The sequence below is a fragment of the Massilia jejuensis genome (genome assembly GCF_042656795.1).
GTDB classification, from domain to species: domain Bacteria; phylum Pseudomonadota; class Gammaproteobacteria; order Burkholderiales; family Burkholderiaceae_D; genus Telluria; species Telluria jejuensis.
Map to the genome: position 1 here is coordinate 360,822 of NZ_JBHSMS010000023.1, position 25,724 is coordinate 386,545.

Consider the following 25,724-nt stretch of genomic DNA (forward strand, 5'->3'; position numbering starts at 1 on the left):
TGCGGCCAACAAGCTGCAAGCTGTTAAGATTGCGGGCTGCGCGGCCCCGCGCCGCGCGCTCCCGCATGGACCCCGCCTTGAAACCGCTTTGACCTGACGATGGCTGACCTGATCCACGATGTTCTGTTCGATTCCGCGCGCCGCACGCCGGCCGCCGAAGCGCTGGTGCACGGCGCGCTGCGCCTCGACTACGCGGCCCTGGCCGCGCTAGTCGACGGCGCGGCCGGCGCGCTGGTCGACGCCGGCGTGCAGCCGCGCGAGCGCGTTGCCGTGTTCCTGGAAAAGCGGGTCGAGAACGTGGCCGCGATGTTCGGCGCCGCGCGCGCCGGGGCCGTGTTCGTGCCGGTCAACCCGCAACTCAAGCCCGAGCAGGTCGCCCACATCCTGGCCGACTGCAACGTGCGCATCCTGGTGACCTCGCCCGAGCGGCTGGCGCAATTGGGCGCGGTGCTGGCCGCCTGCCCGGACCTGCGCACGGTGTTCGTCACCGGCGCCGCGCAGCCGCATGCCTCGCTCGAGGTACGCGCCTGGGACGCGGCCCAGCGCGTGCCGGCGGCGTCGACCCTGGCCGCGCGCCGCGCGATCGACGCCGACATGGCCGCGATCCTGTACACCTCGGGCAGCACCGGCAAGCCGAAGGGCGTGGTGCTGTCTCACCGGAACATGGTGGCCGGCGCCCGCAGCGTCGCGCACTACCTGGCGATCGCGCCGCAAGACCGCATCCTGGCGGTGCTGCCGCTCAGTTTCGATTACGGCCTGAGCCAGCTCAGCTGCGCCTTCCTGCAAGGCGCGACCGCGGTCCTGATCAACCACCTGTTCGCCAGGGACATCGTCAAGGCCGTGATCGAGGAGCGCATCACGGGCCTGGCCGCGGTGCCGCCGCTGTGGCTGCAGCTGGCGAGCCTGCCCTGGCCGCGCGACTGTTCGCTGCGCTACCTGACCAATTCCGGCGGCGCCTTGCCGACCGCCACGGTGGCCGCCCTGCGCGCGGCCTTGCCGCAAGCCGAACTGTTCCTGATGTACGGCCTGACCGAAGCGTTCAGGTCGACCTACCTGCCGCCGTCGGAACTGGAGCGCCGTCCCGATTCGATGGGCCGCGCGATCCCGAACGCGCAAGTGATGGTGGTGCGTCCCGACGGCACGCCCTGCGCGCCGCACGAGCCCGGCGAGCTGGTGCACCGCGGCGCGCTGGTGGCGCTCGGCTACTGGAACGATCCGCTCAAAACCGCCGAGCGCTTCAAGCCGGCCCCCGGCCAGGATCCGGCCCTGCCCCTGGTCGAGATGGCCGTCTGGTCGGGCGACACGGTGCGCATGGACGAAGAAGGCTACCTGTATTTCATCGGCCGCGGCGACGACATGATCAAGGTCTCCGGCTACCGCGTCAGTCCGCTCGAAGTCGAGGAAGTCGTCTATGCCACCGGCCAGGTGCTCGAAACGGTGGCCTTCGGCGTGCCGCACCCGCAACTGGGCCAGGCCATCGTGCTGCTGGCGCTGCCGAAGGACGCCAGCGTCGCCGCCGCGGCCCTGCTGAAGCAATGCCAGCGCCGCCTGCCGGCCTGGATGGTCCCGGCCCATATCGCCCTGCACGCCGAACCCTTCCCGCGCAACCCGAACGGCAAGATCGACCGCAAGCTGCTGCAGCAATCGTTCATGTCCCTGTTCGACAGCCTGAAAGCCCCCTCATGAACGCCAAACCCGTACATGCCGCCCAGGTCCTGTTTCCGGTCGTCGGCGACTGCCTGCAAGTGGGCGGCATGCCGCTCACGCGCCTGGCGCAGCGCGTCGGCAGCACCCCCTTCTATGCCTATGACCGGCGCCTGCTGTCCGAGCGCGTGGCGCAGGTGCGCGCTCACCTGCCGCCGGCCGTCGAGCTGCATTTTTCGATGAAGGCCAACCCGATGCCGGCCCTGGTGCAGCACATGGCGGCGCTGGTGGACGGCATCGACGTCGCATCGGGCGGCGAACTGAAGGTGGCGCTCGACACCGGCATCGATCCGCAACGCATCAGCTTTGCCGGCCCGGGCAAGTCCGAGGCCGAACTGACGCGCGCGGTGGCCGCCGGCGCCGTCGTGCACGCCGAGTCCGAGCGCGAGATCCGTACCCTGGCGCGCGTCGGCGCCGCGCTCGGCATCGCGCCGCTGCTGGTCTTGCGCATCAATCCGGACTACGAGCTGAAGGGCTCCGGCATGCGCATGGGCGGCGGCGCCAAGCAGTTCGGGATCGACGCCGAGGACGCGCCGCGGGTGCTGGCGCTGTGCGCCCAGCTGGGCTTGCCGGTGCTCGGCTTTCACATCTTCAGCGGCTCGCAAAGCCTGAAAGCCGAGGCGATCGTCGAGGCCCAGGCCCAGACCTTCGCGCTGGCGCGCCGGCTGGCCGACGGCGCGCGCGATCCGGTGCGCATCCTGAACATCGGCGGCGGCTTCGGCATTCCGTATTTTCCGGGCGAGGCGGCGCTCGACCTGGCGCCGATCGGCGCCGCGCTGGCCGCCGCCCTGCCGCAGGTGCGCGCGCAGCTGCCCGAGGCGCAGCTGTCGATCGAGCTGGGGCGGTACCTGGTGGGCGAGGCCGGCGTCTACGTGGCGCGCGTGATCGACCGCAAGGTGTCGCGCGGCCAGGTCTTTCTCGTCACCGACGGCGGCTTGCACCACCATCTTGCGGCGTCCGGCAACTTCGGCCAGGTGATCCGCAAGAATTATCCGGTGGCGATCGGCAACCGCATGGACGCATCGGGCCTCTACCCCGGCGCGCGCGAAACCGCCTCCGTCGTCGGCCCGCTGTGCACCCCGCTCGACCTGCTGGCCGAGCGCATGGACTTGCCGCAGGCCGAGGTCGGCGACCTGGTGGTCGTGTTCCAGTCCGGCGCCTATGGCCGCTCGGCCAGCCCGCAGGGGTTTTTGAGCCATCCGGAAGTGCCGGAAGTGCTGGTCTGAGCGGCGCCGCGGACGGCCGTGCACCTGCCAATCGTGCGGTAATGTTCTATGATTTGCGTTAAATTAATTGTTGCAAGAAAATAAACAAGATAAGGTACCCAAGCCGCGGCGGCTTTCCGGCGTCATCGCGCGCCTCGCGCGACGCCCCGGATGCGGCCACCAGGACTCACCACCATGCTAGCGCAACACACTCCCAGCTTCGACCTGCGCCTGTCGGACCAGCTCCAGCGCGCGCTTGCGCTGTGCGGGCGCCATCTGTCCGATGCCGCGCCGCGCGTGCGCGCCTTCCTGGCGCAGTTCGCCGACCCGCCGCCCTACGGTGGCTTCAAGGCCATTCCGCCCGGGGCGCGGGCCCTGTACGCGGCCGTCCTGGCCGAAGGCGGCCAGGACGCCGGCGCGCCCTTCCTGCTGGCCTGCCTGCTGGCGGCCGTGCGCGCCTCGCTCGATGGTCCGCTGCTGGCGCGCCTGCCGGCGCGCGTGCGCGCGCACCAAGTGCGCCAGTTCGCGCGCATGGCCAGTCATGACGAAGCATTCCTGCCGTATTGCCGGCTCGACGGCGACGTCTTCCTCAAGGAATTCGGACTGGCCACGCTGCGCCTGTATGCGGGCGCCTCGAGCGTGATCGATCCGCGCTCGGGCATCGGCCGCTCGCTGCTGTTCAAGGGCGGCCTGCCGGGCTTGCCGGGCCGCGCGCTGCTGCTGGCGCGCGCCGGCGGCTTCAAGCCGTATTTCGAGATCCACGTGCACAAGCTGTACCAGGACGAATTCAACGAAGAAGGCCGCAACGAGTGCTACCGCTGCTGCGCCGACTTGTACGAACTGCACCCCGAAGTATTGGGAATGGTCGCCGGCAGCTGGTTCTACGATCCGGTGGTGACGATCATCAGCCCGCACCTGGCTTACCTGCGCACGGTGCCGGAAGGCGGCGGCGCGCGCGCGCTGTTCGTCTCGCACGACGAGCAGGCGGCGAAAAACGCCACCGCGACCTCGGAAAAGCGGCGCGCGCTGCATGCGGCCGGCCAGTACCGGCCCGCCTCCTGGACGCTGGTGTGGGCCAAGCGCGACCAGCTGGCCTGGTCGCGCCGGCCGGACGTACTCGATAGGAAATAAGATGAGCATCAAACAAACGGTCTTGCGCGTTGCCAGAGCCGCGGGCGTGTTCGCGCTGACGCGCATGGCGACGCGCAAATATCCACGCATCCTGTGCTACCACGGCGGCAACCTGGGCGACGAACGCCTGTACAACCCGAAGCTGTTCTGCACCCCGGAGCAGCTGCGCCAGCGCCTGGACTGGCTGCGCGCCAAGGGCTTCGCTCCGGTCACGCTGGACCAGATCGCTGCCGGTGGCGTGCCCGGGCACGGTATTCCGGTCGCCGTCACGCTCGACGACGGCTGGTACTCGTCCTGGCACGACCTGTTGCCGCTCCTGGCCGAGTACGGCCACCGGCCGGCCCTGTACCTGCACACCGAGGCCTACGAGGCCGGGGCGCCGATCGTCGCCGTCAGCTTGCGTTACCTGCTGTGGAAAGCCGGGCCGGTGCAAGTGGTGGTGCAAGGGATCGCCCCGGCCGTCGACGGCCCGGTCGACCTGGCCGACGCCGCCCAGCGGCGCCGCCTGTGCGGCGCGGCCGAAGATTGGCTCGCGCAGCAGCCGCGTGCCCAGGTGGCCGGGTGCCTCGAGCGTCTGGGCAACGCCCTGGGCGTCTCGCCGGCCCAGCTCGACCTGGCCTCGCGCCGCTTCAGCTACATGGACGTCGCCGAGCTACGCGCGGCATCGGCAGGCGGGTGCAGCATCGAGCTGCATGGACACGTGCATGAATACGTGCCGGGACAGGACGCGCGCAACCGCGCCAATATCGAGCACTGCCGCGCCGTCATCGAGGCGGCGGGATTGCCGCGCGCGGTCCACTACTGTTATCCGAGCGGGGCATTCGATGCCGGCGCGGCGGCGGTCATGCGCGCCGCCGGCGTGGCCACGGCCACCACCTGCGTGCCGGGGCTGGTCAAACTGCAGGATGCGGACGCCCGCTTTTTCCTGCCGCGCTTCCTCGATGGCGGCAATGTCTCGATGATCGAGTTCGAAGCGGAAATGAGCGGCGTGCTGCAACTGCTGCGCGCGCTGACGCGGCGCGGTGACCTGGCCGCGCACGCCTTGCGTCCCTCGGCCACCTGAATCGTCCTGCGGGCCCGCTGGCGGCCACCGCCGGGCCGCCTGTCCCCTTTCCCTCCTGCCGCACAAGCGCCGCCCGGCCAACCCGGGTGGCGGCAGCGTGTCCGCGCGCCACGCCGGTATCGGCGCGGCGCCCCTGCGCCTTCAGGTGAAGCGGCGGCGCAGCGTCGTCCAGCCATTGAGAACGCGCGCCAGCACGAATTCCTCGGCGCCATCCGGACTGCCCGCAGCGCGCCAGGCCAGCAGTACCACGGCTGCGTACACCGTTGCGCCGGCCAGGCTGTCGATGATCAGGCGCAGTAGCGGCGGCTGCGAGATCAACTGGGCGTCGATGTAGTGCACGGCGGCGTACATCGCCACGACTGCCAGCACCGGTCGCCACAGCGTACCGAAGAAGCTCGGCCAGCTGAACTTGAGCAGGCGCTTGGAGACCATCGTGCTGTATGGCACGGTCACAACATGCCCCAGGATATAGGCCAGGCCGACGCCAACGACACCATAGGCATTCATGAAAAAGTAGAGCGACGAGAACAGGACCACCAGGAAGATGGCCGCGACACTCGTGGTCATGCGCGGATGGCCGAGAGACAGCCACACGACGCCGTTGTTGCCCTGGGTAGCCCCGATCGCGCCATGGATGGCCAGCAGCTGGATCACGGGAATGGCGGCCATCCACTTCGCGCCCAGCATGGTTTCGACCAGCGGCGCGGCGACGGCCGCGATCCCGATCCCGATCGGCAGGATCGTCAGCGTGATCAGGCCGAACAGCTTCAGGTAGGCCTGGGAGATCTGGGCGACATCGCGCATTTTCGAAAAGCCGGGGAACATGACCCGGTTGATCGGCGCCACCAGCTCGGTCGATGGCAGGCTCGAAATCTCGCGCGAAATCGCGTAGATGCCCAGCGTCGAGGTACCGTACAGGCGGCCGATGATGAAGGTGCAGCCGCGGTGCAGAATGAAGAACAGGATGTTATTGATGAGCAGCCACTTGGAAAAGCCGAACAGCTCGCGGCTCGCGGCCAGCGAAAAGCGTGGACGGTAGTCGTTCATCTTGTAGCTCATGATGAGCGATACCAGGCGGCCGACCGTCATCCCCATCAGCAAGGCCCAATACGAACGAAACAGGAGGGCGGCGCCGATGGTGATGATGAAGGTGACCAGGCGGCGCCAGAAGATGAAGTGGAACTCCTTGTCGAAATTTAAGTCCTTGCGGAAGGCAACCAGGCCGACATTCGTGAACGCATTGAGGAAATACGACAGCGACAGCACGTACATGACGTTTTCCAGGCGTGCTTCCTTGTAGAAGCCCGCTGCCGGGTGGGCCAGCACGATCAGGCACAGGCCGCAGAAGACGCCGAACATGACATTGAAGGTCCAGACCGTGTCGTAATGCTTGCGCTCGGCGTTCTTGTTCTGGATCAGCGCCAGGTCGAAGCTGAACGCGCCCAGCAGGTCCAGGATCGCGCCGATCGCGGTGGCCATGGCGACCAGGCCGAAGTCGGCCGGCATCAGCAGGCGCGCCAGGATCACGGTACTGACGATGCCGATCGAGCGGTCGAAGAGACGTGCGCCGACCATCCATATAATGCCGATGCCGACGCGGCGGCCAATGTTTTCCATGATGTTGCTATTCCTTGAGAGAGTCAGGTAGGCGCCGCTGGCGTGCGCCACAGGGCTTGCACGAGCTTGCGCGAGTAGGGCAGGTAGCGCCAGCCGCCGGGCTGGGTCAGGCTGCCGAGGTGGAAGCGCCAGGCTTGCGCGCGCTTGCCTTCGCGCCGCGACTTTTCCGCGAACACATGGCAGGCGCGTCCGATCTTGCGGCGTACCGCATGGTGCGCCCGGGATGGCAGCGGCAGCGCCAGTACCCGTTGCAGGATGTCGAGTTCGCTGCGCAGGTAGGCCTCGCTTTTCGACAGCGAGACCGGACTGTCGTTGATGCGGTAGGTCGGTTCGTCCAGCCAGCGCATGCGCAGGCTGGCGGTCAGGCGAAACGCCAGGTAGGTCCATTCCATGTACGGCGCCGGATCGGCGAAATAGGCAGGCGTGACGGTACTGGTGCGAAACAGGCCGGCGCAGGAAGCCATCCAGTTGCGATGGCACAGCGCGTCCAGCGGGTCGGCCATGATCGCACCGCTGTCGCCGATGGCAAGTTCGTCGCGGCCGTTGCGGGCACGATAGCCGTTGGCGACAACGAAGTCGAGCGCAGGATCGGCACGCAAGGGGGCCAGGCGCGCAGCCAGCGCCCCCGGCAGGTATTCATCGTCGTCGTCCAGGAAGGCGAAGAAGGGCGTGTCGACCAGGTCGCGGCCGGCGGCCTGGGCCAGCGGCGCACTGCCGGTGTCGCGGTACAGGACCGTGACACCGTCCTTGCGCTTGAGCGCCGCCAGGCAGTCGGGATCGAAGCGCTTGCCGTTGACGACGGCGATGACCCGCGCCGCCACGCCTTCCTGTGCCAGCACGCCGGCGATCGCCCGTTCGAGCGAATGCCAGCGCACGCGTTCGCAGGTCGTGGGGATGATGACCGATACCGGCATCGGTGTTTGGTGGTTCATACGGTGTCAGGATCGTGCGTCTATTTTCCCAGCAGCGCGCGCAGACGCATCTGTGCGGCGTGGGGAATGAAGGTCTTCGCCGACAGCACCAGATCGGCACGGCGCCGCCGCATCGCGAATGCTTGCAGGCTGAGCGCGCGTGCACGGGCACCCTGGCCGTCGCGATAATAGTGGTATGCCAACACGCTCTTGCAGCCGGCCAGCTTGCGCCGGTAAGCGAGCCGTTCCGCGGGGTGCAAGGATGCCTGCACGCGCGCGTAGTTATTCTCGTGGAAGCGCAGCGACTGTTCCGCGAACAGCATTGCGTTTTTCGTGATGCTGGAAGGGTGCTGGCGGTAAGCGCCCAGCGCCCGGTCCAGGTAGCCGAAACGGCCCTGCAGCGCCACGCGCAGCCACAGGTCGGTGTCTTCGCAGATGATGTACTCCTCGTCGAAGCGCAGCAGCGCGGGGTCCATGCGGCGCCGGTCGATGAGGATGGAGAGCGTGTGCGCCGCGCCGAACTGGAGGGACATGAAGGCGAAAAATCGCTCCCCGCAATCGTACCAGTCATCGCCGAGCGCGCGCAGGTGGCCGCTGGCGCTGGCCAGGAAGCGGCCGTTCTGCAAATAGGTGGGGCCGATTTCGCGGCCGGCCACGTCGACGATCTCGAGGTCGTGGAAGACGGCAATCCATTCCGGGTGCGCCTGCATGCCCGCCAGCGCCAGCGCGAGACGTTCCGGATGCCAGTAGTCGTCGCTGTCGAGAAAGCTGAGGTAAGCGCCGGTGGCGCGCGCGATGCCGGTATTGCGGGCGATGCTGGGCTTGCCTGAGTTGGCGATGCGGATCAGCGTGATGCGCGCGTCGGTCCGCATGTAGCGCTCGACGATGGCGGCGGTGTCGTCGAGCGAGCCGTCGTCGACGACGATCAGCTCGAGCGCCGCGTGGCTTTGCCCGAGCACCGACTCGATCGACTGGGCGATATACGCTGCCGCATTGTAGGCCGGCATGACGATGGAAACGACTGGCATGTCAGGCGACATGGCGCAGCTCCCGGGGCCGGCTCGCGCCGGCCACCTCGTCGAACACCGCGGCCAGCTGGCGCGCGCGGTGCGAACGCGAGGACTGCGCCACCAGTTCGGCCGGTGCGACGTGCGCACCGCCGGCACGCAGCCTGTCCAGGAAGTGCGCCAGCCTGGTCGCGATCTCGGCGGCGTCGTCGATCAGCGCCGCATCCCCGAACCCTGCCGCCGCCAGCGTGCGGGCGGTCTCGCCGCCATGGTCGACCAAGCCGAAGATCGGCCGTTGGGCACGGAAGTACTCGTATACCTTGGCCGGGATCTGGTTGTTGAAGGGTGTACCCTGGAACAGCAGCAACCCATCGGCCGTCAGCATCTCGGCCAAGGCCTGCGCGTAGGGAACGGACGGAGCGGTCGTGACGATGTCGGCCACGCCGTGGCGTTCGATCAGGGCGTTGATGCCCGGGATGTTGCCCGGTGCGCGCAGGACGATACGCAAGTTGGCCGCGCCGACGACGGCGCGCGCCTTCAGGCGCGCCACCGCATCGAGGAAGGGCGACGGATCGCGCCCCGTGTTGTACAAGAGGCCGCTGTGCACGAGCATGAGCGGACGCCCGGCATCCGGGGCCGCCTGGGGCGCGTTGCCGGTATCGGGGCCGAACATGTCCTCGTCGTAGCCATTTTCGATGACGACAAATTTTTCCGCTGCGAGATCGGGGAAGCGCTGGCGATAAGACATCATGGCGCCATGCGTGGTGAAGACAGCCTTGCTGCAACGGCGGATGGTCTGGTTCTCGATCCAGCCATAGACGCGGCGCTGGGTCTTGTCGGTCGGGTAGGCCGGCTGCAGCATCGGGTCGCGGAAGTCGGCGATCCAGGGCAGGCCGGTCAGGCGGTGCAGGGCCAGCCCGATCAGGTGCGCCGTCGGGATCGGAAACGTCGACCAGATGACGTGCGGACGCTCGGCGCGGATCATCGACAGCCCGGCGGGGATGGCGCCGAGACACCAGGTCGCCCAGCGGTCCGGCAAGGCCGTGGCATTGAGGTAGCGGCCGCGCCAGCCAAGATGCAGCTTTGCATCGAGCCCGAAAGCGCGGCGCACCTGCAATCCTGGGGGAATGCTGGCCAGCTGCGATGGATTCTGATTGATGTAGATGCGCTCGCGCGCGGTCAGGACCATCGGCTCCCAGCCGCTGGCAGGCAGGTGACGCGAAAAACTCAGCGTGCGCTGGATGCCGCTGCTGCCTGCCTGCGGGGGAAAATGAAATGCGATCAATAATGCACGTTTGTGCATGGTGTGGTCCTTGTTGCTCATCGGGGTTGCTTGTTGCCGAGCGCCATCCAGCTCAGGAGGCGCAGGCCGAAACGGAACGGCACCCGATCCCATGGCCGGCTGCGCGGCAACTGGAAGCGGTCCTGGTCGCCGGTGATGGCGCCGACAGCGGTGGTGAAGGCGGCAAAGAATCCCGCCTGGCGCACCATGTCGACATGACGGGCGGTGAAGTCCTTGCCGGCTTTCCCGTTCGGATATGCGAACAGCCGGACGGGTTTTCCGATCAGGCTTTCCAGCTGGGCCTTGCCGGCGGTGATTTCGAAGCGTGCGCTCTCGTCGTCGAGGCTGGTCAGGATCGGGTGCGAGATCGTATGGGCGCCGATTTCGACACCGCTCGCATCGAGGGCGAGAAGCATGGCCGGCGTCAGCATCAGGGCATCGTTCTCCATTCCGCTGAGCTCGTCGAGGCGTTGTACCAGCAGCGCGCGCGCATTCGGCGGCATGTATTTTCCGGCTTCGGTCAGGCGCGCCGCGGTCCGGCGCCGTTCCTCCATCGAGGTCAGCGCATAGCATTCCAGGCCGAGGTCGCTCAAATCGAGCGGCCCGGACGGCAGCGACTGCACCGCATGGATGATGCGGTCATTCCACATATTGCCCGCATCGCCGCTGACATAGCCGCTGGTGACGAAGACCGTGGCCGGCAGCTTGAGCTCGCGCAGGATCGGCAGCGCCAGGTCGTGCACCGAGCGGTAACCGTCGTCGAAGGTGATGCAGACGGTGCGCGGCGGCAGCGATCCGGCGTCGAGCGCGCGCAGGGCGTCGTAGAGCGGCATGACATTGAAGCACTTGGCCAGCAAGGTCATCTGCCAGCGGAAATCGGCGAGGTCGGGTTCGGACTCGAGCAGGGGATCCGGACCGGCCAGGACGCGGTGGTAGTTGACGACTGCCAGGCTGCGCCTGCCCGAGAGCAGGGCAATGGCGCTGCCGGTAGTGCGCAGCATCGTCGCGCCAAGCCAGCCGATCTGTCGTGGCGGCGCCGACGACAAGCCGTCCGCCAATGGAAGGCCATCGGCAGGGCTGGCGCCGTGGGCCAACCGGGTTTTTTGTTCTTCGGTTCTTGGGCTAACGATCATGATTGCCAGTTTCGGCCTGGAGCGCATCGATAAAGCGGTTCGGCCGCAGGGTAGGGCCAGGACAACGCGCCAGGCAGTTCAGTCGTGGAGCGCGACCACATCGGGCGCCTGGTGATGCCCTGCCACGCCAAGCGGCGGCGCAGAAAGCAACGAACACAACAATAAAGCTGAATGATACACAGAACGGTGTCGCCGCAGGTGTTCGACTGGGGTGGCCGGCGCGGCGAAGCGGGTCTGCGTTCATTGGGTAGCGACATTGCCTATTCGTTTCAACATCAGCCTTGGCGCAATTGCGGCACGGGAACCGATGCGGCCTTGGCGGCAAGCGGGGAAACCGCCCTGGGTGCCGGTTCGGCTTTCGACGGCGCCAGCCGCAATGTGGCAGGCAGCAAGCGCTTCTCCACGACCAGGATCAGCCCAAGCAGGCAGAAGATCAGATCGACGTAGGCGAAACTGAGCGCAGCGCCGCCGAGGGCAAAGGCAAATACGCTCAGCTGAAGCATCGTGGCCATGGTGCGCAGCCATTCGGGCGCGCCGCCGCGCCGCGCCTGGCGCACGACGGAGCCGGCTTTGAAAAACGCACTGACCAGGGCGCCCAGGTAAAGCCCGAGGCCGACGAAGCCATGCTCGCCCAGCACCTGGAAATACACGCTGTGGGCAGCGCGGGCGACCCGCATATTCGGCATCGACGTCCCGGTATAAAACCACGGGAAGGAGAAGAATTCGCGCGAGAGCGTACTCCAGACCGGGAAATACTCGAGCGACTTGAAGCCGCCGCCAAAGAACGGGTGTTTCATCGCCATAATGAACGACAATTTCCAGGACACGACACGGGCCATGAACGACGAGTCCTCGTCGGCCGTCTGGATGGTGTCGAGCCGGCTTGCGTATTCTTCCGAAATGTACGGTGTCAGGCCGATCACCAGTGCCGCGATCAAAATCGTAAGCAACACTTTGCGTTCGCTCTTGACATACATGTACGCGCCCAGTGCCGCCAAGGCCACGAAGCCGCCGCGCGAACTCGTGCCGATGACGCCGATCACCAGCGCTGCCATCGTGCCGATCAGGCCCAGGCGCAGCGCGCGCGAGTGCTTGCCGTATTCGCCCAGGAGATAAAAGGCGATCGGCAGCGTCATGACGAATGCAAGCGAAAGTTCATTGCGGTCGCCCAGCACATGCCCGGGCATGCCGACGATTTTATGCCCGCCCCCGCTGACGAGGAATTTCAGCGCTTCGAGGTCGGCATAGAATCCGACCGACAGCACCAGGCACCAGAGCACGAAGTCGACATGCAGCTTATCCTTGATGGTCAGCACCACGAAAACGAACAGCATGAATACCTTGAAGAACCGGAACCAGTATTCGAATGCGATGGCGGGGTTGCCGATGGTGGTGACGGTACTTCCGATCGTCCACAGGAAGAACAACAGGACGAACGTGCCGATCACGCCCAGTTCGACTTTCGGTTTGTGCTTGTAGACCAGGTAGCCGAGCATCGCCACGGCCGTGAATAGAAGGTTGTAGCGGATGTATCCGGCCGGTCCGTACACCCAGCCGTTGGGGAAGAACAGCGCCGTCCATACCCACATGCCGACGGCGATGAAGGGGCGCTGCGCCATCGTGTAGAGAAACAGCGGCAGGATCGCCAGTAAAAACAGGTCACGCATTGTCGCTCTCCATGCGTGCCTTGGCCGCTGCCTGCGCCTGCGTCTGCGCTTCGATTTCGCGACGCTTTTCGGCCTTCAACGCCCATATGCAGAGGTAAGCCACGGCGCACAGGTCGAGCGCCCACAGAAGAGATTCCATCGTGTCAGTCCATCCGTTGTCAGGTTTGGGCAAGCGCCGGCGCGCCGGCGCGCCGCAGCAGGATATCGCCGAACAGGCGCAGCTGGCCGTCGGTGGTGTCGTCCCAGCTGAAGCGTTCGGCATAGCGGCGCGTCGCGCCGCGGTCGGGATAATTGGCGCGCAGCGCGCCGACCGCGTCGGCCACGCCCCGGTAGCTGCGCTCGGCCATCAGCACGCCCGCTTCCGGCGCGGCCACTACTTCGGGGGTGCCGTAGACGCGGCTGGCCACGACCGGGGTGCCGCAGGCCATGGCTTCGAGCAGCACGTTGGCCCAGCCTTCGCGGCTCGACGACAGCACCAGCGCGTCGGCCGCGCCATAGTGGGCGCGCAACTGCGCCTGCAGCACCGCGCCCAGGAAGGTCACGCGTTCGCTCACCTGCAATTGCTGCGCCAGCGCTTCCAGCTTGGCGCGGTCCGGGCCGTCGCCGGCCAGCACCAGGCGCACGTCCGGCAGCAGGGTCAGGGCGCCGATGATCAGGTCCTGCGCCTTGACCGGCACCAGGTGGCCCACCGCCAGCAGCGTGAACATCGCGTTCGGGCTGCGTTCGGTGGGGCGGAACAGTTCCAGGTCGACGCCGTTACGCAGCGAGACCACGCGCTCGGCCTCGACGCCGAGGGCCACCACTTCGTCGCGCAAGGCGTTGCAGACCGTGATCACGGCGTCGGCGCGCCTGGCGGCCCAGGTGATCATGCGGCGCGGCAGCGCGTATTGCGGGAACAGCGTGATGTCCGAGCCGCGCGCGGTAATGACCAGCGGCTTGTTGAAGTAGCGCGCCAGCATGGCCGCGGCCACGCCGTCGGGATAAAAATAATGGGCGTCGATCAGGTCGAAATCGAAGCCTTCGTCGATCATGCGCGCGATCGCCGGTTTCGCCGCCTGCGCGAGCAGGGCCGGCGCCAGGTTCATGCCGACTTTCGGGACGACCAGGTAGCGCGGGTGGGCGACCTCGATCCCGTGGCGCACCTCTCGGCGCGGCGCCCTGGCATAGCGCGCATAGGTGCCGAAGCGCGGATTGGTCGACGGGAACCAGGGAATCGGCGCCACCACGCGCGACTCGACCTGGCCGCTGGCGACCAGGTGGCGCAGGCGCGTTTCGACAAAAATACCGTGGCCCGGTTTCTCGCTGTTCGGGAACAGGGTACTGAAGGTCAGGATCTTCATGCAGCCTTCGATCCCGTCAGGCGGCCGTAGATGTCCTTGTAGCGCGCCACGCTCACCGGCCAGTTGCGCTCGGTTTCCACGTAGTTGCGCCCGGCCAGGCGCAGCGCCGGCCAGCTCCCCTGGGCGTCGAGCAGGTCGCCGACCTTGACCGCCAGCGCGCCCGGGTCGTCGGGTGCGAACAGGACGCCGGTCTTGCCGTCGACGATCAGCTCGCGGTGGCCGCCGACGCTGGAGGCGGCCAGGATGCGGCCCTGCGCCATCGCTTCCAGCGGCTTTAGCGGCGTGACGAGGTCGGTCAGGCGCATCGACAGGCGCGGGTACACGAGCACGTCGAGCAGGTCGTAGTATTTCTGGACCTGGTCGTGCGGCACGCGGCCGGTAAACACCACCTTGTCGGCGATGCCCAGGTCGTGCGCCAGCTGGCGCAGCTGCGCGTCTTGTGGACCGCCCCCGACCAGCAGCACGCGCAGGTCGGGCGCGCGCGCGGCCAGGGCCGGCACCGCGCGCAGCAGGATGTCGAGGCCTTCGTAGGCATAGAAGGAGCCGATGAAGCCGATCAGGCGGTGTCCGTGCAGGCCGAGCTGGCGCTTCAGGTCCTGGTCGGCTTCGCCGCCGACGGCGAACTTGTCGATGTCGACCGCGTTCGGGATCACGGTGACCTTCGCCGCCGGGATGCCGCGTTCGACGATGTCGCGGCGCAGGCCTTCGCAGATCGTAGTCACCGCATCGGCGCGCTTGAGGGCATGGGTTTCGAGCGCGCGCGTCATCTTGTAGCGCAGGCCGTTCTCGGTGCTGGTGCCGTGGTCGACGGCGGCGTCTTCCCAGAAGGCGCGCACTTCGTAGACCACCGGGATGCCGAACTTGCGGCCGGCGCGGATGGCGGCGATCGCGTTCAGGCAGGGCGAGTGGGCATGCAGCACGTCGGGTTTGATCTGCGGGATGATTCCGGCCAGGCGCTTTTCCAGGCCCTGGATCACTTCCAGCTGGTTCAGGACCGGCAGCTTGGCCAGGGTGCCGGTGGACTTCGGCGTGCGGTAGAAATGCAGGCCGTCGGCCGTTTCTTCCGCCTGCCCGGTGGCGCCCTGGTGCTTCGAGCCGGTGACGTGAAAAGTCTCCCAGCCGAGCGCGCGCTGCTCGCGCAGGATCGAGGCGGTGCGGAAGGTGTAGCCGCTGTGCAGCGGGATCGAATGGTCGAGGACGTGAAGGACACGCATATTATTTTACAAACTCCGTTAGGCGGCGGTGGCGATCAGGGAACTGCCCGCCGCTTGTGACACACGCGTGGCGCCGTCGGCGCCGTTTTTACGCAGGAAGGCTTCGAACATCAGCACTGCCCACAGCGCGGTGCTGTGGTCCTTGGTGCCGGCCAGGTGTTCGTCGACCATCTGCCTGAGGAATGCCGGATTGAAGATGCCGGTGTCGAGCAGCATCGGGTTCAGCACCGCCGCCGTCATCGCCTCGCGCAGCGGACCGCGCAGCCAGGACGCCAGCGGAATCGAGAAGCCCATTTTCTTGCGGTACAGGATGTCGTCCGACAGGTAAGGCTGCAAGGCCTTCTTGAAGATGTGCTTGCCCTCGCCGTTGCGCAGCTTGCTCGACGAAGGCAGGCCCGAGACCCATTCGACGAACTTGTGGTCGAGCAGGGGCACGCGCACCTCCAATGCGTGCGCCATGCTGGCGCGGTCGACCTTGGTCAGGATGTCGCCCGGCAGGTAGGTCTTCATGTCGACATACTGGATGATCGACAGCGGATCGTCGGTCGGGGCGTTGGCCGCATGGCCGCGCATGACTTCCACCGCGCGGTAGCCCTGCAGCTGGCTGCGGAAACCTTGTGAAAACAGCTGGTCGCGCACGCGGTCGACCAGGATCGACACGCCGTGGAAGTAGCCGTCGGTCAGGTCGCGCGCCAGCGCCTCGAAAGTGGTCTTGGCACGGAAGATGCGCGGCGCCCAGTCGGCTTTCGGATAGGCTTTGCCGAGGAAGCCGAACACCGGCTTTCGCAGCGCGAGCGGCAGCATCGAGCGTACCTGCTGCTCGCCCATCGCCATGCGGTGGCGGCGGTAGCCGGCGAAATTCTCGTCGCCGCCGTCGCCCGACAGGGCCACCGTGACGCGCTTCCTGGCCAGTTCGCACACGCGGTAGGTCGGGATGGCGGAACTGTCGGCATACGGCTCGTCGTACAGGCCGGCCAGCAGGTCGACCAGGCCGTAGTCGTCCTTGTCGACGGTTTCGCACTGGTGGTTGGTCTTGTACTGCTCGGCCACCTGGCGCGCATAGGTCGATTCGTCGAAGGCGCTGTCGTTGAAGGCGATCGAGCAGGTATTGACCGGCTCTTTCGACAGGCCGGCCATCATCGCCACGATCGCGCTCGAATCGACGCCGCCCGAGAGGAAGGCGCCCAGCGGCACTTCCGCTTCCAGGTGGCTCTCGACCGCTTCGCGCAGGCGCACGACGAGTTCTTCTTCCATTTCCTTCTCGCTCATCGGCGCGTGCGGCGTGAACGGCACGTCCCACCAGCGCACCGGCTTGCTGTTGGCCGCGGTGGAGCCGGCGCGCAGGGTCAGCGAAAAGCCCGGTTCGAGCTTGAAGGCGTCCTTGAAGATGGTGCGCGGCTCGGGCACGTAGCCGTAGGCGAAATACTCCTCGACGGCGCGCGGTTCGATCACGCGCGGCAGTTCCGGGAAGGACAGGAGCGATTTCAGTTCCGAGCCGAAGACGAAGGTGCCGTCCGGCAGGAAGGCGTAATGCAGCGGCTTGATGCCGAGGCGGTCGCGCGCCACGAAGAAGGTGTGCTTGTTGCGGTCCCAGATCGCGAACGCGAACATGCCGCGCAGGCGCTGCACGCAGCCCTCGCCCCATTCTTCCCAGGCGTGGACGATCGCTTCCGTGTCCGAATAGGTGCGGAAGGTATGGCCCAGGGTCTTCAGTTCGGCCATCAGTTCGCGGAAGTTGTAGATCTCGCCGTTGAACACGATGACCACGGTGTGGTCTTCGTTGAACAGCGGCTGCTGGCCGGCGGCGATGTCGATGATCGACAGGCGCCGGTGGCCGAAGCCGACGCCCGGCTCGATATAGACGTCGCCTTCCACGGGGCCGCGGTGGAACTGGGTCTCGTTCATCCGCTCGAGGACGGCGCGGTCGATCAAGGAGGCGCCGCGCGGGTCAAAAATGCCTACGATTCCGCACATGGTTGGGTAATTTCTTTAAAAGTTGTCTTGGAGTTGCAGAGCTGGTCGTACAGGGCCGTATAGGCGCCGACCATGGCTGCAACGCTGTAATGGCGTTCGATCTGCTCGCGCGCCGCCGCGCCGTGGCTTGCCACGCGCGCCGTATCTTCCACATATCCTGCCAGCGCATCGGCCAGCGCCTGGGCATTGCCGGCCGCGACCAGCGCGCCGTTGACGCCGTCCCGCACCACTTCCGGGATGCCGCCGACGCTGGTGGCCACCACCGGCCGGCCGCAGGCCATGGCTTCGAGCAGGGTCACCGGCGTGCCTTCGGCGATCGAGGACAGGGCGAAGACGTCGAAGCTGCGCATCAGTTCCGGGATGTCGTTGCGCGCGCCCGGGAACCAGACCAGGTCGGCCACGCCGGCCTGTTCGGCTTTTCGGGCCAGCTTCTCGCGCAGCGGGCCGTCGCCGACGATGGCCAGGCGCAGTCCATCGCGTGCCTGGCCGCGCCGTGCGCACAGCAGGGCGAAGGCCTCGATCAGCGTGGCCTGGTCCTTGACGTCCTGCAGGCGGCCGACGGTGCCGACCACGAACGGCCGGGCCATGCCAGGCTGTCCGCTGGCGCCGGTCCATGGCGTCTCCGCCACCGCCAGCTGCGGCGCATAACGTACCGTATCGACGCCGTTCATGATCAGTTCCAGCTTGGCGGCCGGGATCTTGACGACCCCGTTGAGCCAGCGCGCCAGGTCGTGCGAGACCGGCACGTAGCGGTCGATCCACGGCGCCAGGCTGCGGCGCAGGAAATTGTGCTTGCGGTTCAGCCCTTGCGGGTCGCTCGCGTCGCGCCCGTGCTCGGCGTGGATGCGCACCGGTACGCCGGCGGCCCAGGCCGGGACGGCATACTCGGCGCAGGCAAAATTATACGTGTGCAGGATGCTCGGGCGCAGCTCGCGCAGCAGCTTGAACAGCCTGGCGTGGATGCCCAGCCCCAGGCCCGGCGGCTTGTGCAGCGCATACAGCGCGACCCCGGGCCGCGTGATCTTGTCGGCGAAGGCGGTGTAGTCGGTCAGGCAGACGACCGCGTGGCGATAGCGCTCGGGCGGCATGTGGTTGATGCAGTCGACCAGCAGGGTTTCCAGCCCGCCGAAGTCGAGCCGGTAGATCAGGTGCACGACCAGCGGGACTTGCGCTGGCCGGTTCTTCATGACAGCCATGGTTCAGTGTTCCCGTGCGGCCTCGAGCGTTGCCTGCAATGGCGCCAGGTTCGCTTCCAGGAAGGTGCGCAACGTGGCGCGTGCGGCATCCGGATGTTCGCCGAGCGGCGTCGCCAGCATCACGGCCGCGCCATCGTCGCCATGCATCATCAGCTTGGCCTTGGCCTGGTGCAGTTTGCCGAGGTAGTCGTTCGAAAGGAAGCGGCCGTCGACCCAGGTCGAATGCCAGACCAGGTAATTGCCGTCCGGACCCTTGACGCGGGTCTCGCGCAAGGCCAGCGGCTTGCCGCCGATGGTCTCGATGCGGCCGCTCGAACCGGTCTGGCGGTAGTTGTCCGCGCGCTTGTCGACCCGGTTCACGGAGCTGATGAGGCGCTTGTCCGGTCCCTGGTTGCGGTAGTACAGCACGTTCAGGTGGACCGGCGCGCCGGCCGCCGTGTACCGGCCGCGCAGGGCCGCGTCGGGCGCCATGAATTCCGGGCTCCAGGCCGGCGCGCCGGCCGGCGCGGAGGCCAGGCGCGCGCCGTCGAGCCGTACCGGGGCCGGGTTGTAGGCCGCCTTGTCGCTGACCGCGCCCAGGGCCGGCCACAGCGCCGCCACCAGCACCGCGCCGATGGCGACGCCGGCGACCGAGCCTGCCGACGGCGTGGCCGCCGCCTGGCTGGCCGCGCCGGCCGGCGCCGGGATCGCTTCGTCCTCGCGCCAGTAGCTGCCGATCCAGAACATGATGAACATGACCAGGCCGAAGAACAGCCAGCCGTAGATCAGGTGGTCGACGCCGGTGGCCAGTTCCATGCCGCTCATGTGGCCGATCATGACGATCATGTAGGCGCGCAGGCCGTTGGCGATGATCGGCACCACGACCGAGAGGGCGATGAACATGACGCGGCGCTTGATCGAGCGGTAGCTCAGGTAGGCGTACAGGCAGCCGAGCGTGATCGACGAAATCAGGTAGCGCACGCCGCTGCAGGCCTCGACGACCGACCAGTTACCGGTCGGCAGTTCGAACAGGGTGCCGTTGCGCAGCACCGGAATGCCGGTGGCGCGCACGGCGGCGACGGTGAAATCGGCGGTGAAGTTGATCAGGGGCTGGACGAAGGCTTCGCCGAAGGGCACCGCGAACAGCAGGAACAGCAGCGGGAAGGCAAGCGCGCCGGCCAGGCGGCGGCCCAGCACGGCCAGGGCCACGGCCGGGAACATGGCCACGAAGGCGTACTGCATCACGACCTGCACTTCGCCCGCGCGCGCCAGCAGCCAGGCGCCGCCGCACAGGGCCAGCATGCCCAGCGCCGGCCAGTAGGGCGCGGCCGGGATGCGCGCGAAGACTTCGCGCCGGCGCCAGATCAGCCACAGGCTGATCGGCGCGATCACGTAGCCGTGCGCGAAGGTATCGGAACTGTTCCACACCGCCACCATCGAGACGGCGGTACTCCAGTACAGCACCAGCAGCGCGACGAAGGCGGCGGCGATGACGGCGATCTTCGGGACCGACAGGCGCGCCGTATCCGCGCCCGCCAGGGCCGGGGTCTCGTTCATCAGCATTCGAACCTCGTTTCGATCTGGGACAGGTGGGCCGGCCAGCTATAGTGGCGCTCGACGCTGGCGCGCGCGTCCCGGCCCATGCTCGGGTGCGGCGTGCGGAGCAGACCGATCAGCGCGTCGGCGTAATCGGCGGGCGCGTCGGCCACGATCAGTTCGCGCCCGTTGACGGCGTCGATGCCCTCGAAGGCTTGCGGCGAGGCGACCACGGGACGGGCCATCGCCATCGCTTCGAGCACCTTGTTCTGGATGCCGCGCGCGATGCGCAGCGATGCCACCGCGGCCACGCAGTGGGCCAGGTAGGGACGCACGTCGGGCACGGTGCCGGTGACGACGATGGCATCGCCCGCCATGGCCAGCACCTCGGGCGCGGGACGCGAGCCGACGATGTAGAAGCGCGCTGCCGGCACCGCCGCGCGCACCCGCGGCAAGACCTGTTCGGCGAACCATTTGACGGCGTCGATGTTCGGCCAGTAGTCCATCGCGCCGGTAAACACGAGCGCCTGCTCGCCCTCGGCGAACGGGTTGTCGTAGCTGCGCGCGGGACTGAAATACTCGGTGTCGACGCCGTTGCTGAAGTGGCCGATCTTGGCGCGGCTTTCCGGCGCCAGGGTGCGAAACAGCTCGGCTTCCGGCGCCGAGACGAACAGCGAGGCGTCGAACTGGGCGGCGACCCTGCGCTCGTAGTCGAGCAGGCTGCGCGCCTCGTGGCGGTACACCCAGCTCATCGGCCAGCGCTTTTTCTCGGCGTACTGGCGCCATTTGTCGGAGTCGACGTCGCAAAAGTCGATCACGCGGCGCGCGGCCGGGAAGTCGTCGGCGTACTGCGCCATCACCGATGAGAACATCATCACGCGCGCGATGCCGCGTTCGCGCATGGTGCGCGCGACCCAGCGCCGCATGCCGGCGTCGCGGTAGTATTCCAGCGACAGCGATTTGCCCGTCGCCAGCGCCTTGGCGCTGCGGATCTTGCCCTTGAGCGGATCGAGCTTGACGAAGTGGCTGCTGGCGCACAGCGCCTCGAGCACCGGCACGTGCTGCCAGTCGTCGGCGTCGTCCACGAAGGTGGCCAGGTGCACCCGGTACTTCGTGGTGAGGTGTTTCAGCAGGTGGTAGGAGCGGATCTTGTCGCCCTTGTTCGGCGGGTAAGGGATGCGATGCACCAGCAGCAGCAGGTCCGGCTTCGCGGCCTCGGCGGCGGCGCGCGTCTGGCGCTGCAGCGCGCCCTCGATGATCGAATTCATGGCTTGCTCAGGAAAATGCGGTCCATCCGGTCCCACGCGAAATCGCGGGCGAGGGCGGCGATGCGCCCTTCCATGCGCTCGATGTTGATGTAGTGGCGGAAGCGCGACTTGGCGTCCAGGCCGGCGGGACGCGGCTGGCCGGGATCGAGTTCCCACGGATGGAAATAGAACAGGGCCGGCTCGTTGTCGGCCTCGTTGACACGCTTGACCATCCAGCGCGACAGCGCGTACGGCAGCAGGCGGAAATAGCCGCCGCCGCCGGCCGGCAGCTTGCGCCCGCCCAGCATGGCGGTGGTGATCGGCACTTCCAGCAGGCCGTCCGGGCCGTTCGGATAGAAGGCGAAACGCGGCGCGTCCGGCATGCCGTAGTGGTCGTGCGCGATCGGATAGATGCTCGAGCTGTAGCGGTAGCCGGCCTCGGTAAGCGCGTCCAGCGCCCACAGGTTGCCGGCGCCGATCGAGAAGCTCGGGGCGCGGTAGCCGATCACGGCCTGGCCGCCGATGTCTTCGAGCAGGGCTTTGGCCGAGCGGATGTCGTTGTCGAATTCGGCGCGGCTCTGGTCCGAGGCGCGCTGGTGGTGGTAGCCGTGGCTGGCCAGCTCATGGCCGGCCGCGACGATGCGGCGCACCATCTGCGGGTAGCGCTCGGCGATCCAGCCCAGCGTGAAGAAGGTCCCCTTGACGCCGTTGCGCTCGAACAGGGCCAGGATGCGCTCGATGTTGGCCTCGACCCGGCATTCGCGCGTCGGCCAGCTCTCGCGGCTGATGTAGGGAGCGAAGGCCGAGACCTGGAAATAGTCCTCGACGTCGCAGGTCATCGCATTCCTGATGCGCTCGCCCGGCTGGCGCTGCGGCCGGGCTGCGGGAGTCTGCATCTTCATTCGGGGGTATCCACGTGCTGGTTGGCCGGCACGCCGGCTTGCGGCGTGGCGACGATTTTTTTCAGGATCGACAAGACCGAGACGATCGATTTTTCGAGACGCATCATGCGCTCGTCGAGGACTTCGATGCTGTCGCGGCGGTCGGCGACGCTGCCCATGCCGTCGGCCATCAACTCGCCGTCGATCGAGCGGATAGTGGGCGTGCCCAGCACCTCGGGCTGCTGGAATTCCTCGCTGATGTCGTTGATGACGGCCTGGATATGCTCTTCGTTGAACGCGTGCAGCTCTTCCAGGTAGCCCATCAGCAGCACGCGGTCGAGCAGGGTGTTGGTCTTGCGCGGGATGCCGCCGGTATGGGCGAAGATGGCCGCGTGGGCGGCGTCGTCGAAGGCCGGGTCGCCGTTCCAGCCGACCGTGTGCAGGCGGTGCTCGATGTAGGCGCGCGTTTCCGGCGCATCCATCGGGCCCAGGTGGTAGCTGGCGATGACGCGCTGGCGCAGCTGCTGCATGCCGGGGCTGTGCAGGGTGCTGCGGAATTCCGGCTGGCCCAGCAGGAAGGTCTGCAGCAGCGACTTGTCGTCGGTCTGGAAGTTCGACAGCATGCGCAGTTCTTCGACCGTCTTCGGGTTCAGGTTTTGCGCTTCGTCGATCACGAGCAGGGCGCGTTTGCCCTGGCGGTCGACGTTGTGCAGGAACTGCTCGAGACGGGTCAGCAGGTCGGTCTTGGTCGCGCCTTCGTACGGCAGCCCGAAGCCCGAGGCCACCATGCGCAGCGTGTCGTCCGGGTCGAGGTGGGTATTGACGATGTGGGCGGCGACGATCTGGCTCGAGGGCAGCTTGTTGAACAGGTTGCGCACCAGGGTGGTCTTGCCGGCACCGACTTCGCCGGTCACGACGATAAAGCCTTCACCTTGCGACAGGCCGTATTCGAGATAGGCCATGGCGCGCTTGTGGCCTTTGCTGCCGAAGAAGAAATGCGGATCCGGGCGTAGCTGGAAAGGCTTGGCGGTAAATCCATAATACGGTTCGTACATCGTGTCACTCCGCTTAAAGCTGGGCCGAAAGGGTGGCGCTGATTGCGTTTTCTGTGTAGCCCGCGCCGGACAGGCCGCGGTCGCCGCGTATGTGGCGCAGCTCGACTCTGCCGTTCAGGTTGCGGCTGAAGCGGCGGCTCAAGCCCAGGCGCAGGCTTTGCTGGTCGCGCTCGAAGCTCGTCGTGAGCGAGCGGTTCCGTGTCGCCAGCAAGGTCGCCGTGGCGTTGGTCAGGGCATTCAGGCGATAGGTGTGGGCCGCACTCATGCCGAGCTGGCGCACGTTGTCGTTCAATCCGAACAGCGAGCTGCCGAGCAGGCCGGCATCGACTTCGCCTGTCGACAAGGCAACGCGCTCGTTGGCGAAAGCGGAGATCACGGTGCCGTGGGCTCGCTTGTTGAAAGCGAACGAAGCCGACGCCTGCTTTTGGCGGAAGTAGCGGTTGGTCAGGTAGTTGACCTCCTGCGTGGAGCTGAGCGGCAAGCCGGTGAGCAGCAGGTAGTCCAGCACTGCCTCGCGCCGCGCCAGCGGGTCGGGGATCGTCACTGCGAACAGCGAGTCGATCAGCCCTACCGTATCGACCGTTTGCGCCCCGGTAAACTGGCGGCGCGAATTGGTTACCCCGTCCGAATAGTTCAGGCGCCAGACCGTGTGCCGGCTGCGGTGCGACGCCGCCAGGGAACCGGTATTGCCGAGGAAATGGCGTCCGACGGACAGGTCGACGGCGGTGCGTGCCGACGGTCTCCAGGCGAAGCCGACCGACCAGCTGGGACCGGCGGTGCTGGCGCCGCCGGCCGCTTCGTAATCGTAGCTGTCGTAGCCGCCGGAGGCGGTCAGCCGGAACGTGCGGTGCAGGGCGTAGCTCAGGCGCAGCAGGGCATTTTCCGATGAGCTGTCGCCGAATGTCTCGGTCTGCAAGTCTTCGCGCCGATAGCCCAGGTTCCAGCCGAAGTCGCGCCATGCGCGCCCGCTGGCCAGGTTGAAGGCGGCACTGTCGGTGGTGCTGTCGCCGAAACGGGATGTGTCGGACTTGACCTGTTCATGGGTATAGCGCAGCGAGCCGACGGCGAAGTTACCGAAACGCTGGGTCAGGTAGGGGCTGACGCTCCAGGTGCTGACGTCGGCGCTGTTCTCGTCGCTGAAGCCGTTATCGTTATTCGGGCCGAATGCCGAGATGGCGCGCGAACTGCGGCGAGCGGCAGCATCGACATACAGGAGCTCGTCGATGACCTTGACGCGCCCGTTCGCATCGTACCGGCTGTTGTTGCTGCGGGTACCGGCCCGCTCGCGGCTGTACTTGTAGTACGAGGCGTTCGCACTGGCGCTGAGCTGTACGCGCGCGTTGCGGCCATACACTGCAATACCTGGCCGCGCTTCGGAGATCCACTGGCCGCGCTTGTTAGCGTCGCTGCGCAGGCCGGGATTGTCACTATAGGTCTCGGTCAGCGACAGCGAAGGGGTGACTTCCCACTGGGCCTGGGCCGGCAACGCCACCAGGAGCGCCGCCGCCAGCGGCGCCAGGCGCGGCAGGCGCGCCGCGATGCGTTTAGCCGTAGTGATAGTCATACGTCTCTTCGATCCCCGGGATGTCCCGCGCCTTGTTATAGATGAGATTGACATTGCTGCAGCCTTCGAGCTGGCGCAGCGCTTCCTTGACCGCGTGCTGGGTCGTGGCCTGGGCTTCGACCACCATCACGATCTGGCCCATGTGGCTGGCCAGCACGCCCGATTCGCTCGTCAGCAGCAGCGGCGGCGAATCGAAAATGATGATGCGGTCCGGATAGCGGCTGGCGATCTCGTTGACCAGGCTGCTCATCGTCGAACTGGCCAGCAGTTCGGTGGCGCGCGGCGTGCTGGTGCCGGCCGGCAGGATGCTCAGCGTATCGACATTCGTACGCAGCATCACGTCCGACAGGTCGAGCTTGTCGTCGACCAGGATGTCCATCAGGCCGCGCTGGGCCGGCAGTCCGAGCGTGCGCAGCACCGATGGACGGGCGACGTCGGCGTCGACGAGCAGCACCGTGTGGTCGAGTTCCATCGCAATGCTCATCGCCAGGTTGATCGCGGTGTACGTCTTGCCTTCGCCCGGCAGCGAGCTGGTGATCATGATCAGGTTGTTCGGGCGGCCCGGCGCGCTTTCGCTGAAGGCGCGCTTGAGCAGCGGCCGCTTGATGACGCGGAAGTCTTCCAGCAGGCTGGTGCGGCCGCTGGCGGCGGTGACCATGCCGGCATCGCGCATGCGCACCAGGTCCAGGTCGACCTTGCGGGTGCCGGGCTTGGGGGGCGTCTTGCGCGGGGCTTCGGCGCGCGGCGCGGCGGCCGGTGCCGCAGCCGGTGCCGGCGCAGCGGCACGCGCAGCCGGTGCGGGTGCTGCCGGTGCCGGTGCCGGTGTTGCCACAGGCTGGGCGGCCGGCGTGGCGTCGAGCGCCGGCGCGTGCTGTTCCAGTTCGATGATCTGCCCGTCGTGCTCGACGACGGCAGGGGCCGGTGCCGCTGCGCGGGTGTGGTCAATGCGGCTTGCCGCTTTTTCGATAATGCTCACATTCGCTCCTAATATTGGTCCGTTACGGTAGCCGTCACGGCG

Annotated in this window: 21 protein-coding genes; 4 read left to right on the top strand and 17 right to left on the bottom strand. The window is 67.1% G+C overall.

Annotated elements, in window-relative coordinates; all coding sequences use genetic code 11:
• Positions 1-99: 99 nt before the first annotated feature.
• The 4 genes from ACFPOU_RS07315 (at position 100) to ACFPOU_RS07330 (ending at position 5,103) form a co-directional block, all read left to right on the top strand.
• The gene (locus ACFPOU_RS07315) at positions 100-1,686 is read left to right on the top strand and encodes an acyl-CoA ligase (AMP-forming), exosortase A system-associated (RefSeq protein WP_379718844.1); all 1,587 of its coding nucleotides are present in this window, start codon (positions 100-102) and stop codon (positions 1,684-1,686) included.
• Positions 1,683-2,930, top strand: a complete 1,248-nt coding sequence (locus ACFPOU_RS07320) for a pyridoxal-dependent decarboxylase, exosortase A system-associated (protein ID WP_379718847.1) — start codon at positions 1,683-1,685, stop codon at positions 2,928-2,930. Before ACFPOU_RS07315 ends, ACFPOU_RS07320 begins: the two co-directional genes overlap by 4 nt.
• Positions 2,931-3,104: 174 nt before the next feature.
• Positions 3,105-4,040, top strand: coding sequence for a hypothetical protein (locus tag ACFPOU_RS07325; RefSeq protein ID WP_379718850.1), 936 nt, complete (start codon positions 3,105-3,107; stop codon positions 4,038-4,040).
• 1 nt (position 4,041) lies between these two features.
• Positions 4,042-5,103 carry a polysaccharide deacetylase family protein gene (locus ACFPOU_RS07330; protein ID WP_379718853.1) on the top strand — a complete coding sequence of 354 codons (1,062 nt, stop codon included), beginning with the start codon at positions 4,042-4,044 and terminating at the stop codon, positions 5,101-5,103.
• 141 nt (positions 5,104-5,244) lie between these two features.
• Here the strand turns inward: ACFPOU_RS07330 and ACFPOU_RS07335 are convergent, their stop codons facing one another.
• From ACFPOU_RS07335 to ACFPOU_RS07415, 17 genes are all read right to left on the bottom strand, one after another.
• A complete protein-coding gene (locus tag ACFPOU_RS07335) occupies positions 5,245-6,720 on the bottom strand; it encodes a lipopolysaccharide biosynthesis protein (RefSeq protein WP_379718856.1) in 1,476 nt (491 codons plus the stop codon).
• Positions 6,721-6,743: 23 nt separating this feature from the next.
• Entirely contained in the window at positions 6,744-7,652 is a 909-nt protein-coding gene (locus ACFPOU_RS07340; RefSeq protein ID WP_379718859.1) for a glycosyltransferase family 2 protein, read from the bottom strand.
• A 20-nt stretch (positions 7,653-7,672) separates the two neighbouring features.
• Positions 7,673-8,671 (bottom strand): glycosyltransferase, encoded by a 999-nt coding sequence (locus ACFPOU_RS07345; RefSeq protein WP_379718862.1) that lies wholly within the window; start codon positions 8,669-8,671, stop codon positions 7,673-7,675.
• On the bottom strand, positions 8,661-9,941 hold the full coding sequence (locus tag ACFPOU_RS07350) for a glycosyltransferase (RefSeq protein ID WP_379718865.1): 1,281 nt from the start codon (positions 9,939-9,941) through the stop codon (positions 8,661-8,663). Before ACFPOU_RS07350 ends, ACFPOU_RS07345 begins: the two co-directional genes overlap by 11 nt.
• Positions 9,942-9,958: 17 nt before the next feature.
• Positions 9,959-10,921 carry a polysaccharide deacetylase family protein gene (locus ACFPOU_RS07355; protein WP_379718868.1) on the bottom strand — a complete coding sequence of 321 codons (963 nt, stop codon included), beginning with the start codon at positions 10,919-10,921 and terminating at the stop codon, positions 9,959-9,961.
• Between the two features lie 407 nt (positions 10,922-11,328).
• Positions 11,329-12,720, bottom strand: coding sequence for a putative O-glycosylation ligase, exosortase A system-associated (locus tag ACFPOU_RS07360; protein WP_379718871.1), 1,392 nt, complete (start codon positions 12,718-12,720; stop codon positions 11,329-11,331).
• Positions 12,713-12,859, bottom strand: a complete 147-nt coding sequence (locus ACFPOU_RS07365; RefSeq protein ID WP_379718874.1) for a hypothetical protein — start codon at positions 12,857-12,859, stop codon at positions 12,713-12,715. Before ACFPOU_RS07365 ends, ACFPOU_RS07360 begins: the two co-directional genes overlap by 8 nt.
• A gap of 19 nt (positions 12,860-12,878) precedes the next feature.
• Positions 12,879-14,060, bottom strand: coding sequence for a glycosyltransferase family 4 protein (locus ACFPOU_RS07370; RefSeq protein ID WP_379718877.1), 1,182 nt, complete (start codon positions 14,058-14,060; stop codon positions 12,879-12,881).
• Positions 14,057-15,274: a TIGR04063 family PEP-CTERM/XrtA system glycosyltransferase gene (locus ACFPOU_RS07375; RefSeq protein WP_379718880.1), complete on the bottom strand. Its 1,218-nt coding sequence runs from the start codon at positions 15,272-15,274 to the stop codon at positions 14,057-14,059. Before ACFPOU_RS07375 ends, ACFPOU_RS07370 begins: the two co-directional genes overlap by 4 nt.
• An 18-nt stretch (positions 15,275-15,292) precedes the next feature.
• Positions 15,293-17,248: an XrtA/PEP-CTERM system amidotransferase gene (locus ACFPOU_RS07380; protein WP_379718883.1), complete on the bottom strand. Its 1,956-nt coding sequence runs from the start codon at positions 17,246-17,248 to the stop codon at positions 15,293-15,295.
• Positions 17,233-18,435, bottom strand: coding sequence for a TIGR03088 family PEP-CTERM/XrtA system glycosyltransferase (locus ACFPOU_RS07385; protein ID WP_379718886.1), 1,203 nt, complete (start codon positions 18,433-18,435; stop codon positions 17,233-17,235). The genes ACFPOU_RS07380 and ACFPOU_RS07385 overlap by 16 nt, the downstream gene beginning before the upstream one ends.
• A gap of 12 nt (positions 18,436-18,447) precedes the next feature.
• On the bottom strand, positions 18,448-19,986 hold the full coding sequence (gene xrtA, locus ACFPOU_RS07390) for an exosortase A (RefSeq protein WP_379718889.1): 1,539 nt from the start codon (positions 19,984-19,986) through the stop codon (positions 18,448-18,450).
• Complete coding sequence (locus tag ACFPOU_RS07395) at positions 19,980-21,227, bottom strand: TIGR03087 family PEP-CTERM/XrtA system glycosyltransferase (protein ID WP_379718892.1); 1,248 nt, start codon at positions 21,225-21,227, stop codon at positions 19,980-19,982. Before ACFPOU_RS07395 ends, xrtA begins: the two co-directional genes overlap by 7 nt.
• Positions 21,224-22,108, bottom strand: a complete 885-nt coding sequence (locus ACFPOU_RS07400) for an XrtA system polysaccharide deacetylase (RefSeq protein ID WP_379718895.1) — start codon at positions 22,106-22,108, stop codon at positions 21,224-21,226. Before ACFPOU_RS07400 ends, ACFPOU_RS07395 begins: the two co-directional genes overlap by 4 nt.
• The gene (locus ACFPOU_RS07405) at positions 22,105-23,142 is read right to left on the bottom strand and encodes an XrtA/PEP-CTERM system-associated ATPase (RefSeq protein WP_379718898.1); all 1,038 of its coding nucleotides are present in this window, start codon (positions 23,140-23,142) and stop codon (positions 22,105-22,107) included. Before ACFPOU_RS07405 ends, ACFPOU_RS07400 begins: the two co-directional genes overlap by 4 nt.
• A 13-nt stretch (positions 23,143-23,155) precedes the next feature.
• Positions 23,156-24,706 (bottom strand): TIGR03016 family PEP-CTERM system-associated outer membrane protein, encoded by a 1,551-nt coding sequence (locus ACFPOU_RS07410; protein WP_379718901.1) that lies wholly within the window; start codon positions 24,704-24,706, stop codon positions 23,156-23,158.
• Positions 24,687-25,682: an XrtA-associated tyrosine autokinase gene (locus ACFPOU_RS07415; protein ID WP_379718904.1), complete on the bottom strand. Its 996-nt coding sequence runs from the start codon at positions 25,680-25,682 to the stop codon at positions 24,687-24,689. The genes ACFPOU_RS07410 and ACFPOU_RS07415 overlap by 20 nt, the downstream gene beginning before the upstream one ends.
• Between the last annotated feature and the right edge of the window lie 42 nt (positions 25,683-25,724).